The organism is Bartonella queenslandensis AUST/NH15 (assembly GCF_000312585.1).
Taxonomy (GTDB): Bacteria; Pseudomonadota; Alphaproteobacteria; order Rhizobiales; family Rhizobiaceae; genus Bartonella; species Bartonella queenslandensis_A.
This window is the reverse complement of the sequence record NZ_HE997995.1, coordinates 4,241-16,051: the sequence shown is the minus strand read 5'-3', so window position 1 is coordinate 16,051 and position 11,811 is coordinate 4,241. Positions and strand designations below refer to the sequence as shown.

7 protein-coding genes and 2 pseudogenes are annotated in these 11,811 nt (G+C 37.3%); 6 read left to right on the top strand and 3 right to left on the bottom strand.

The genetic code is table 11. The features are described 5' to 3' along the window. Positions 1–703 precede the first annotated feature (703 nt). Positions 704–1,051 (bottom strand): hypothetical protein, encoded by a 348-nt coding sequence (locus tag BN338_RS10805; RefSeq protein ID WP_051018488.1) that lies wholly within the window; start codon positions 1,049–1,051, stop codon positions 704–706. Positions 1,052–1,537: 486 nt separating this feature from the next. Further along, on the bottom strand, positions 1,538–2,653 hold the full coding sequence (gene alr / locus BN338_RS03450) for an alanine racemase (RefSeq protein ID WP_039759109.1): 1,116 nt from the start codon (positions 2,651–2,653) through the stop codon (positions 1,538–1,540). A gap of 1,027 nt (positions 2,654–3,680) precedes the next feature. On the opposite strand from alr, the gene BN338_RS03445 reads away from it, so the two are divergent. From BN338_RS03445 to BN338_RS13005, 3 genes and pseudogenes are all read left to right on the top strand, one after another. Next, positions 3,681–4,508 (top strand): ferredoxin--NADP reductase, encoded by an 828-nt coding sequence (locus tag BN338_RS03445; protein WP_039759107.1) that lies wholly within the window; start codon positions 3,681–3,683, stop codon positions 4,506–4,508. Positions 4,509–4,524: 16 nt separating this feature from the next. After that, positions 4,525–4,700: pseudogene (locus BN338_RS13010) on the top strand (ferredoxin--NADP reductase); the annotation flags it as partial. Between the two features lie 15 nt (positions 4,701–4,715). Then, positions 4,716–4,929: pseudogene (locus tag BN338_RS13005) on the top strand (hypothetical protein); the annotation flags it as partial. Here BN338_RS13005 and eda read toward each other — a convergent pair. Then, the gene (gene eda / locus BN338_RS03440; RefSeq protein ID WP_039759105.1) at positions 4,866–5,528 is read right to left on the bottom strand and encodes a bifunctional 4-hydroxy-2-oxoglutarate aldolase/2-dehydro-3-deoxy-phosphogluconate aldolase; all 663 of its coding nucleotides are present in this window, start codon (positions 5,526–5,528) and stop codon (positions 4,866–4,868) included. The pseudogene BN338_RS13005 and the gene eda overlap by 64 nt on opposite strands. Before the next feature lie 116 nt (positions 5,529–5,644). Between eda and trhO the strand changes: the two genes are divergently transcribed. The 3 genes from trhO (at position 5,645) to BN338_RS03420 (ending at position 10,755) form a co-directional block, all read left to right on the top strand. Beyond that, the gene (gene trhO / locus BN338_RS03435) at positions 5,645–6,562 is read left to right on the top strand and encodes an oxygen-dependent tRNA uridine(34) hydroxylase TrhO (protein ID WP_039759136.1); all 918 of its coding nucleotides are present in this window, start codon (positions 5,645–5,647) and stop codon (positions 6,560–6,562) included. Positions 6,563–8,972: 2,410 nt separating this feature from the next. Then, entirely contained in the window at positions 8,973–10,106 is a 1,134-nt protein-coding gene (locus BN338_RS03425) for a type III PLP-dependent enzyme (RefSeq protein ID WP_039759101.1), read from the top strand. Between the two features lie 64 nt (positions 10,107–10,170). After that, positions 10,171–10,755: a GNAT family N-acetyltransferase gene (locus BN338_RS03420; RefSeq protein WP_039759099.1), complete on the top strand. Its 585-nt coding sequence runs from the start codon at positions 10,171–10,173 to the stop codon at positions 10,753–10,755. Positions 10,756–11,811: the final 1,056 nt, after the last annotated feature.

The following is an 11,811-nucleotide window of genomic DNA, read 5'->3' as shown; positions in this document are numbered from 1 at the left end:
GAAAAAGTCGATAAAGAAAAAGTTGACAAAAAAACTGTGTTTTATAGGCAATAGCCATGCTCTTCTTTTTCTTCTATCGTGTGATCTGGTTTTAGTGATGAAGTGCAGCGGTTGTTGTTAACCAGCCAATCCAGCTAAACGAGAGTAAAACCTGTGGGGAAAGGAGCCAGTTTTTTTTACATGGGGTATGATATACTGCTCTTACCAAGGTGATTACGAACCATTGCAGAAAGAATAAAATCAATTTGAGTGCTTCTGATAATAAAGGCACGCAAAACTCTGTTGTTGCATCTCCTTGAGCTTTGATATTTTCGAGCCAAGAATTGTATTTCTCTTCAATCTGTTTTTTTATGAAGAAGATGCAAAGAATAGGTCATAACACTTGTCAGAATGATTCACCGCAAAGCCAAATGGTGTCATGGTTGTTTTTTTAGAGCCTTTATAGCAAGTCGGTATCTCTTTCAGTTCATTGCAGGTTAATTTTTGATTTTATGGCATTATTTTTCTGAGAGCGCGTGCGCTTTCACTGTTGCCTATTATATCTAAATGTTGCCATTATATCTAAAGCTAATACAGCAGTATATTTGAGCCAAAAATTAAGGGAAACGAGAGGCTTGATAAGCAGTTTGAGTTTTTGTCTGTCAGATGAGGGCAGGGGATTGCGTATTTCTGGTGGTGTAATCTTTAGAACTGAAAGATAATCTCATTTTGGAAAAATATAAAAGCTGTAAAGATAAAAATCAATTTCCAGTTTGTCATCTCCTTTTAATTTAGCTTTACAGATTTCAAAAGCATCTAAAACAAAGTTTTTTAAGAAATTACACATTGTTTCATGTTTTTGTTTATGGTGTTCTTTAATGGGGGCACAACTCTCATGTAACACAAAACGCCCCAAACAGAATATATTTGGGTTGTTAATCCACTTTGTTTTAAAGAGATCTTTCGCTCCCAATCTTATTTCAAAATGCCGCTTTGTGAATGGTACAAGGATAAATCTTATTGAGCACTCTTCTTTTTTACGATTCATAAAGGAGAAAGTTGGCATCATCATACACTTTGCCATCACACATTTCGCGAGAGTGCTTAATGGTATAAAACCCTTGGTACTTGGGATGGTTTATAAGAAGTATTTATTTCCTTATTAAATGATTTTTACACAGTCTAGTTTGTAGTAGGCAAGCAAAAGATTTTGGTTGCTTCACGATGAACAAGGCTAAAAGCGAGAGAAACTTGATGAGATTGGCTGTCTTGTTCGGTATGTAGAGAATGAATATTTTGATCTCATTGAGCAGTTATTTTAAAAATTTGGCAATGGATTCTTTTCCGTTAATTTATGTGAGAAAGAGGTTCAATTTTTGTGTTTTGGGTGAAGTCCACTTTTATAAAACAGCTGATCAACTTGTCCATTGGGGGAACCTTGTGAATGTGCAGTGTCTCATGGTCATTTTACGCGATTAATTGTTGTAAAATCTTTCGGAGAAGTTCTCTGATTTTCTAAGGTGATGATTTTTATCAGTTTAGTTGTTCAAAGAATCTTTCATGTATAAATGTATTTATAGCGTGATCCAAGAGACGTTAGAATTTCATTGGGAAGTGTGTTGGCATCTGTCGCTACTTTTTCAAGTGTTTGATGGGGACCAATGAGTTCGATCCAGTCACCTGTTTGAGGTTTTTGATCAAGATCAGTCGTATCTATAATAATAGAATCCATAGAAATGCGCCCAACCATGGGAAGTTTATGCCCATTGAAATAAACGGTTCCTTTATTCGAAAGAGCACGCAGCCAACCATCTGCATAGCCAATAGAAATGGTTGCAAGAGTGCTTGGTCTGCTGGTGATAAAACTTTCTCCATAACCAACAGGTGTGCCTATATCAACAACACGGTTTTGAAGAACTTGGGCTTCGAGTTTTAAAACAGGTTTTAGAAGGGATGCGTGTTTTCCTGAGGGGGCACTTCCGTAAAGTGCAATACCGGGGCGAACAAGGTCAAAATAAAAATCTGAGCCTAGAAAAATCCCTCCAGAATTCGCAAAGGAAGCTCTACAAGGCGGCAGTTGTGCAAGGATCGTTTTGAAAGAAGTTAATTGGGCGTCATTTGATGGGTGTGTATCATCTTCTCCGTTAGAAAGATGACTAAGGATATATTTTATGTCTGCGTTTTCAAAAATTGTAGGATGTTTGATGAGTTTTTTTAATTCTTTTTGATCAAGTCCTAATCGGTTCATATGGGTATCGATTTGAACAATGGCTGGAAATTTTTTATCCTTTTTTTGACAAATCTTTTGCCAAATCTCAATAGCATTCCAAGAGTTTAGAACAGGAACAATACCTGATTGTGCTACAAATTCTTCCGCTGTGTGTGGAAGCCCATTGAGAAGAGCAATTGTGACGTTTGATGGTAAAATGCTTTTTAATTGCAATGCTTCTCTGATTTGGGCAACAAAAAAAGTACGACAACCAGTTTGATAAAGGGCGGGAGCAATTTTGTGCGCTCCTAGCCCATAGGCATTTGCTTTTACAACCGCTGAACATTGTGTTGGCGCTACACGTTTGGCTAAAGTGATATAATTGGCAACAATGGCACTGACATCAATGGTGGCTACAGCTGCATAGAGGGATGTGTTTATTTCATCATTAACGGATTTGTTCATTTTAAAATCTTATCTTTGTTCGTGAGTATAGCTTTTTCTTTGGTTATTTCACAGAGGTTTCTTATGACATAGGAAAAAATACTGCTCGATACGGTCAAAATCATAAGTCTTCCATATTGAATTATGCACCATGAAAGTCGTTTTTTTTATCTAAAATGGTACTTTGGATCTAAGAGATATTTTAGTTTTATTTGTGTTGTTAGCAACACAGTGTGTTCTGATAATTTATGCAACATAGATTTTTGATTTTTACTTAATTTGCTCTTGTTGAGGCATATTAAAAAAATAAAGCATAACTTATTGTATCCTTTTGAAGAGCGCAATATCATGCTGTTGTTGTGGGTGGGGAGTGTTTTCTCATAAACAGACATGGCTTAACGCATACAAGAGAATGCAAAATGATAAATTATCTACTCTCGAGGAATAATTATAAGCAATGACTTACAAGCTTTTTACCACAAGGAGGGGAGCGATTACTTGTAATATGCAATTTGGAACGTTGTCTCATGCACTTAAAGTCACTTTTATCAAATGAGTAAAGAGTGTGTAAACACTTGCTGATACATTAAAAACTATTGATTTGGATATGATTTACTTTCTATCATTTGATTGGTTTTAAGTGAAACTAATTTTATCGATCATAGAGTGCATTGGACTCATTGATTTACGGTAAGAACAATGTAAAACGAAGGTTAGTAAGGAAAACTAATAGATGGAATGCTGGAAACTTTGTTGAAGAGTCGTGCATTTATTGTTCAATCCACAGAAGTTTTTTCTCTCTTTATTTTAGGGTTTTCAGTTATAAATTTTGCAAAGAGAAAGAGTGTGGTCATTGTTTAATACCCAATGTTTTTATTTTTCTTTGGGGGTAAGGTGTCTTCGTATTTTTCTTATTCGATTAAATTTGACACAAAGATGTTAATCTTAAGGCTTTTGGTTTAAGAAAATTGTTGGCAGATAATTATACAAGGACTATACCACGTCAGGGATTCGAAATTTAACGTTCAATAAAGATATGGGGAAGAGTATGAATACGTCTGCTACCAATGTTCCGTCAAACATCAGCAGCGTTGCAAATTTTCCGATTCCTGCGAGTGTATTTGCTCTGACTGTCCAAGAGGTTTGTCACTATACCGATCGGTTATTTAAATTTCGCTTGAATCGTCCGGAAAGTTTTCGTTTTCGTTCCGGTGAATTTGTTATGATCGGTTTGCCAAATGCAGAAAAGCCGATTTATCGTGCTTATTCGATTGCAAGCCCCTTTTGGGATGAACAGCTTGAGTTCTTTTCGATAAAAGTTCCAGGTGGGCCATTAACCGAGCATCTGCAAAAAATTAAAATCGGTGATACAGTTCTCATGCGTAAAAAATCTACAGGAACGCTGGTTCTTGATGCTCTTATTCCTGGGAAACGCCTTTATCTTCTTTCAACTGGTACAGGGGTTGCCCCTTTTGCAAGCCTTATTCGTGATCCTGAAACCTATGAGAAATTTTCAGAAGTTATTCTTATTCAAACAACGCGCGAAAAGAATGAGTTAACTTATGCAAAAGATCTTGTTTGCTCTTTGCAACAAGATCCACTCATTGGGGGGTATGCACAACAGTTAAAATTTTATCCTATGACCACTCGTGAAACTTCTGAGCATATGGGACGTATTACGACTGTTATGGAGAGTGGGTGCTTTTTTGAAACCACCGGTTTGCCCAAAATTAACCCTGATGAAGATCGGGTGATGATTTGTGGTTCCATGGCCATGTTAAAAGATTGCGCAAGGATGTGTGAAGGCTTTGGTTTTGTTGAAGGAGCCAATAATGCTCCTGCAACTTATGTCGTAGAGCGCGCTTTTGTGGAGTGATGGTGGGCTCTGGTGTTTTTTTGAAATCGCGGGTCTTTCTAGAATTCATCCTAATGAAGATCGGATGATGATTTGTAGTTTCATGGCAAGTGTTAAAAGATTGCGCAAGGATGTGTGAAGGCTTTGGTCTTGTTGAAGGAGCTAATAATGCTCCCGCATTTTCATGTCGTAGAGTGCGCTTTTGTAGAGTGATGGTAGGGCTGGTGTTTTTTTGAAACCACGGGTCTTTCTAAAATTCATCCTAATGAAGATCGGATGATGATTTGTAGTTCTATGGCAAGTGTTAAAAGATTACCCAAGGATGTGTGAAGGCTTTGGTCTTGTTGAAGGAGCTAATAATGTTCCCGCATCTTCAAGTTATCGAGTGCGCTTTTTTTTTGAGAGAGAGGAGAGTTGCGTTGCATTATGCGCTAACGCATGAATTGAATCCCAATCCTTTCTTGCAATGAGCTGTTGGGGCGCTATCCAAGAACCGCCAACACAAAAAACGTTAGGAAGTTGGAGCCATTGCGTTGCACTTTGTTGTGTTATACCCCCTGTTGGGCAAAAGAAGATTTCAGAGAAGGGAGATGCTAAGGCTTGGATGAAGGCAATACCTCCAGAGGCTTCAGCAGGGAAAAATTTAAGATATGTATAGCCTTTATCTAATGCTTTCATGAATTCACTTGGAGTTATTGCTCCGGGAAGAAGGGGAATTTCACTATTTTTTGCACAATTGATTAATTCATTGGATAATCCGGGGCTTACGATAAATTTTGCTCCAGCTTGTTCAGCTTGTTCGTAGTGTGTTGTGTTGAGAATTGTTCCAGCTCCAACAATTGCTTCAGGGACTTCTTGGGTAATTGTCTGAATTGCTTGAAGGGCGTTTGGTGTTCGCAAGGTGATCTCAATTGTTTTTAATCCACCTTTGACAAGAGCACGTGCTAAGGGTACAGCACTTTGTATATTGTCGATAAACAAAACAGGTATAACGGTTTGTTCTTGGAGAAGTGTTAAAAGATTGTCTATTTTTTGGCACATGATATTTTTTCTTCTTGGAAAGAATATGGTTTAATATAGTTTGATTCAGCACAATATGTTAAAGAGTAAATGAATAGATCTTGAAATTGAATGAAACGCGCGTTATGGCAAAACACATGGAAAAGAATTTTAAAGTTGCTGCACTTTATTGCTTTGCAGATTTGAAGCATTATCGTCAATTACAAAAGCCTTTGCAGGATTTATGTCAAGCAAATGATATTAAAGGGACCCTCCTTTTAGCACAAGAGGGGATTAATGGAACTGTTGCTGGTTCTTGCGAAGCGATTGAGGTGTTGGTGGATTTTATTATGGCTGAGCCAGCATTTCAAATGCCGGAAATTAAGTATTCATGGGCATCAAAAATGCCTTTTCATCGCATGAAAGTCCGGTTGAAAAAAGAGATTGTAACAATGGGCGTTGAAGGAGTTGATCCGCTAAAAGTTGTGGGGACTTATGTGGATCCTGAAGATTGGAATGCTCTTATTCAAGATGAAGAGACAATTTTGATCGATACGCGGAATGACTATGAATATGCCATTGGGAGTTTTCAAGGAGCGATTGATCCGCAGATTAAAACATTTCGCGAATTTCCTGAATGGGTACGTCAACATGAAGCTGATTTAAAGAAGAAAAAGAAAATTGCTATGTTTTGTACAGGCGGTATTCGTTGTGAAAAATCAACAGCGTATGTTCGTGAACTTGGTTATGAGCAAGTGTACCATTTAAAAGGGGGGATTCTGAAATATTTAGAAAAAATTCCAAAAGAGGAAAGTTTATGGTGGGGAGAATGCTTTGTTTTTGATGAGCGCGTTTCTGTGCAACATGGTCTTGAAGAATGTGGACGCGAACTCTGTCGCGCGTGTCGTTCTCCTTTGAATGCTGAAGGCAAATTATCACCGCATTATGAGGAAGGTGCTTCCTGTGATGCTTGTTATAACACGCGCAGTGAAGCTGATAGAGAACGCTTTCGTGAGCGCCATAGACAATTCCAATTGTTGAAGTTGCGTGCAAGTGAATCGCATCAGAGGACATAAGGATATCGTCGTGTAGGGATTTAAATTCTCGCTTTTTTCTCTTAAATTTTAAGAGAGAAGAGAGTGTGGCTCTTTGTAGAAAAATCTCTTATAAGATCGAATTTTGTTCGGTCTTTTGGTTTGCGTTAAATTATTCGGTTTATAAATAATCATTGTAAGTCGTTCGCTCTCCTTGATTTTATAGAATTGAGTATTGCAAATACTTTTTATTTTAAAATAGAAAAGTCATTTACGAATAGTTTAGCACATTGATTTATAATAATGATTTATAATAATTGACATGTTGAATAAGAGGTCTGAATACCGTGAGGGTTCTCTCATTCTAAGCCTGTTCTATGTTAAATCAATCAAAGCTGTGTTTTTGGAACGTTACAAGTAGTGAAAGTTGTGTGGAGTAAAACAAGATAAGAAAGACATGTCTCTTATGGAAAATACTATGTCTCTTATGAATCGTCTCAAATTTTAAGGGCTGTCCCAACATTGAGGGTTCAGTGTGTGATAACGTTTATCTTGCTCTTTTATGAAGCCTAAAGATAGTGGAGCCAAGTAGATTTTATATTATTTCATAAAAGAGGTATCGTTATAGCATCATTCACGGGTGCTGGTGCGAAATGGGATCATGCGCTTTTAAGAAATGTTTTTTTTAAAGAAAACACGTGAAGATGTAATCAAAATATATTTCGTTTGGGGTATTCTATTTTACACGAGGGACGTGATTCCATTAAAGAAGCGATAAACAAAAGCGTGAGGCAATGCATAATTTTCATGATTTAAAAGGCATTGCTTTGGCTGCTTTTGAAAACCGTAAAGTTGAATGAAAAAATAATAGTAAAAATGAATACTGGTTTTGAAATTTCATGCCTTTCCAAAATTAAGCTGTCTCCCCTTTTCACTACAGGGGAGGGAGAGCTATAGTTTTTAAGAGAAAAGCGTGTGAATGAATACGATATGACTCATTTTAGAGAAAATGAAAAAACCACTGTAAAGTTTAAGAGAAATAGAATGATAATAGGAGTTTATAATTTCAGAACTTAAATATATTGCATTGATTTATAATGATAATTCAGTTTTATAAAATATTTGAATATTATGAAATTTACTTTTTTCAGATTAAATGATGACGAATCATATTACTTCCATTTGCTTGTACGCTACATGTGGGAGAAATGTGTCGCAAAAAACATTTAAGGTAATATGATGCATCTCAATATAGGCGTTTCTGAAATATGAAATATTAGGCGTTGGCAGATAAATGGGGGCGTTTGTTTATCATTTTATAACTATAAAGATGATGTACACGCAATTGCGTTATACCATACCGGCTGCTGGGGATTTTGCACGATATCTTGCTTAAGGAAGTGGTGAAATGGACGTTGGAAGAACGGATGTTTTTTAAAAAATGTATAGGGTGTCAATGAGAAAGATCATGGTGTTTTGTTGGAAGGCGGATGTCATGAGCTTTAAGAATGATGATGCTTCAGTCCGGATATCCCCAGATTCCAATGTTCATCTTTTTGGCAATTGAGAAGCTTCATAAGAGGTATTTTACTCCTTTTTCAACTGTTTTGTAGCTACATGTTGTTTTCTACTTGTTATGTGTAAGAGACATGGTTTTGATTACTTCATTATAAGAGAGGGAGAAATGAAAGCAGTGTACGATGGGATTTTTTTCTAAGATTAAAATAATAAATTATTATTATAAATTAATGTGTTGAGTAGTTTTTTGCGTTATTTCCTGTGAGGATATTAAGAAATAGAATGGGGAAGCGAAGAAATAAGGTGCTTTTAAAGAAAGACAGAGATTGATATCGTATGGCTTTTATATCGTATGGCTGGGGGAGGGACGTGATCCCATGAAAGTGGATGAATGGCTTTGTTTGGTGGGGGAGAGTGTTGTTTTTTCGCATCATATTCTCTTTAAGAATTAAAAAATGTTTAAAATTAAAAAAGTGATTGAAATGAGAAAGGATTCGTTTTATAGAATTCCTTGCCCAAAGTCGCACGTGCCTGTGGGTGTCCGCTGGTTCTCAAATGGTGAGATTAACCGGTACGGTACCTGGAACTAACCGCTCCAGTCATTCTTACAGCCAATTGCAAGAATGAGGACATCTTGAAGCAACGACGGTGCGGGCCTTTCTGTTGTCTTCCAGCTTTTGAATGCTGGGATAACTATAGAGGCACACCTCATTGCCTTCAGTGCGGAAGTGGTTTTCTCAACTCCAATCAAAAAGGCAGATAAATACTGAATGACGCGGCTTTCGCGCTGTTCTTTCGCTGCATGCAATGCTAATTTCTGATTTTTTATGATCAGAATGGGGGTAGTTGTTGTGTGTTTTTTGTCCTTTGGTTTTTGGCAGTTTTGGCTGTCCAAGCATAGAGTGGGGGAGCATTCCCTCAAGGAGAATTGCAGATGGCAACGCAACGTATTCGCGATTTTCTTGCAACACATCGTTCTGAAGGTCCATGCTTAATTGTTGACCTTGATGTTGTTCGTGACAACTATTTAAATTTTGAAAAAGCTCTGCCGCAGTCTCGTATTTTTTACGCAATAAAGGCCAATCCAGCTCCTGAAATCTTGCATTTGCTAAGTTCTTTAGGATCTTCTTTTGATGCGGCTTCTGTTGCAGAAATTGAAATGGCTTTACAAGCAGGTGCAACGCCAGAGCGTATTTCTTTTGGAAATACGATTAAAAAAGAGCGTGATATCGCGCAAGCCTATGCATTGGGTGTTTCGCTTTATGCCGTTGATTGTATTGAAGAAGTGGAAAAAATTGCACGTGCTGCTCCTGGAACACGTGTTTTTTGCCGAGTTCTTACCGATGGGAAAGGGGCAGAGTGGCCATTGTCACGTAAATTCGGTTGTGTTCCTGCTATGGCAGTTGATGTGCTAAAGCGTGCGCACCAATTAGGTTTGCAAGCCTATGGTGTTTCTTTTCATGTTGGGTCCCAGCAGGTTGATCTGAGCGCATGGGATCGTGCTTTATCGGATGCTGCTACTGTTTTTAAAAATTTGGAACAGGAAGGGATTTCATTGAAATTGGTGAATATGGGGGGCGGTTTTCCAACGCGTTATTTGAAAGATGTTCCTACAGAACACGTTTATGGCACGGCAGTTTTTGATTCATTAAAAAAGCATTTTGGTAATCGTATTCCTGAGACGATTATTGAGCCAGGGCGTGCGATGGTTGGCAATGCTGGTGTTATTCGCACAGAAGTTGTTTTGATCTCTAAAAAAGCTGATAATGATAATGTCCGATGGGTTTATCTTGATATTGGGAAATTTAATGGTCTTGCTGAAACTATGGATGAAGCCATTCGTTATCCTATTGAGACCCCTCATGATGATAAGGTTATGGAGCCTTGTATTTTGGCGGGGCCAACATGTGATTCAGCAGATGTTCTCTATGAAAAAACACCTTATCCGCTTCCTGTATCTCTAACAATAGGAGATAAGATATTAATTCATGGAACAGGTGCTTACACAACAACTTACGCATCTGTTGCCTTTAATGGTTTTGAACCTTTGCGATCCTATGTGATCTGAGATTCTCTTTTAACTATAGTTTTTTTCTATGCTCGTCATTGGGCTATAAGAGGGGGGTATCGAGATGAACATGATTAATTTTCAAACAAAAGATGGGGCATGTTTTACACTTTTATTGGAGCAAGAAGCCGATAAGCCTTGTCGAGAAATTTTGCTTGATGCAACGATGGGACAGGGACGTAAACGTAAATCATCCGAGGCTTTACGTCGTGGTCGGTTGGCCGCTCAAGGGCTTTCTTTTGTGGTTAAAAATGCGCTTGGAGAGCTTGTGGGGAGTGTTCGTCTTTGGCATGTTTCTTTTTTTAAAGAAAAAAATGAAATACACCATGCTTTACTTTTGGGACCTTTGGCTGTTGCAGCTGAATGTGCTGGTGTGGGAATAGGATCATTTCTCGTCCGCCATGCAATTGAAACAGCAAAAAAATTAGGATATGGCGCTATTTTTTTGGTAGGAGATTTTGAATTTTATCAACGTTTTGGTTTTTCAAATCGCTTAACAGAAAATTTTGCAATGCCTGGTCCTTACGAAAAGAATCGTTTTCAGGCTTTGGAACTGATACCGCACTATCTTTCTGGATGTTATGGCACTTTGATTGCTAGTGGAGAACGAGCCGTTTCGAGTCGTTTTCAGCATCATAAAGTGGCTTGAGGATTGTATTTATTTCGTCTTTCAACAGTGCTAGAATCGAGAGAGAGCATATTGGTTGGTGGCAGAATGTTCGTACAAAGTTTTGGAGATTTGTTTTGCAATTGCGTTATATGGCTTTCTTATAGAGCTGGTTTCTTGTTTTTGATTGTTTTAATTAAGGCCGTAGGAATATATTTAAAGCTCATTTTTTTGAACGCGTGTCCTATTTCATCATATTGAAAGGAAACAAATTTTTGAGTAATTTCGGGGGCATTAGTCCTCGTGTCATCATAAAATTTCTCGTTCTCAATATCATGGGCATCATGGGCCGATCTTGTATCGAGACAGTTTTTACTCTTTTTTAATAGCTTTTATTTCCCTGCTTGTGAGAGGTAAGGCTATGGTTTTGATTGATTCATCATGAATAGCTGTTAAATAGGAAGCTATTTACGATATTCAGATTGCTCATTATAATATGCATGATGATAAGCTGTGATTATCAATCAATGTATTCTGGCAACGAGAGCTTTTTGTTTGTACCCTTAAATTTTTCATATCAGAAATGATCATTTAACTATCGGGAAAAAGATATTGAAAGCCTTTCTAAAGTATTTTTGGGTGGATTTAATATGAAAAAATGTGCGTTTTTGAGGGATTAAAGAGGTATATGGACGTTTATATTAAAGATGTGAGGGAACTTTGCTGTCGTTAACAGTTGTGGACTCACCGTGGTAAGAGTAGGGCATAGAAGGTGATCCATTCATCGATCAATTTTATTCAAAAAGAGAAAAATTTTATACTATGTTAGCGTTTGCTGAAAGGGAAGTGGCTCTTAAGAAAAAGATATGCGGCTATAGAATCAAAACCGTAAGTACCCGCTTTTTTAAGAAAACATAAAAAATAATATATTCGAAAGATGCCTTTTTGAAAAAATCTACCATTACTTTTTTGCTATAAAAACAAACTTTTGCTATAAAAACAAACTGTTTTGCAATGAGCATAAGAGTATTGAAGATAGGATGATTTTCTCATTTCAAATTTTCGTATTCAGAATCAAAAAACTTTGTCCTGTATGTT

Bases quoted from the DNA above. Each gene is read 5' to 3' on its own strand.
- BN338_RS10805 (WP_051018488.1), bottom strand. From the start codon at position 1,051: ATGATGATGCCAACTTTCTCCTTTATGAATCGTAAAAAAGAAGAGTGC.
- alr (WP_039759109.1), bottom strand. From the start codon at position 2,653: ATGAACAAATCCGTTAATGATGAAATAAACACATCCCTCTATGCAGCT.
- BN338_RS03445 (WP_039759107.1), top strand. From the start codon at position 3,681: ATGAATACGTCTGCTACCAATGTTCCGTCAAACATCAGCAGCGTTGCA.
- eda (WP_039759105.1), bottom strand. From the start codon at position 5,528: ATGTGCCAAAAAATAGACAATCTTTTAACACTTCTCCAAGAACAAACC.
- trhO (WP_039759136.1), top strand. From the start codon at position 5,645: ATGGAAAAGAATTTTAAAGTTGCTGCACTTTATTGCTTTGCAGATTTG.
- BN338_RS03425 (WP_039759101.1), top strand. From the start codon at position 8,973: ATGGCAACGCAACGTATTCGCGATTTTCTTGCAACACATCGTTCTGAA.
- BN338_RS03420 (WP_039759099.1), top strand. From the start codon at position 10,171: ATGAACATGATTAATTTTCAAACAAAAGATGGGGCATGTTTTACACTT.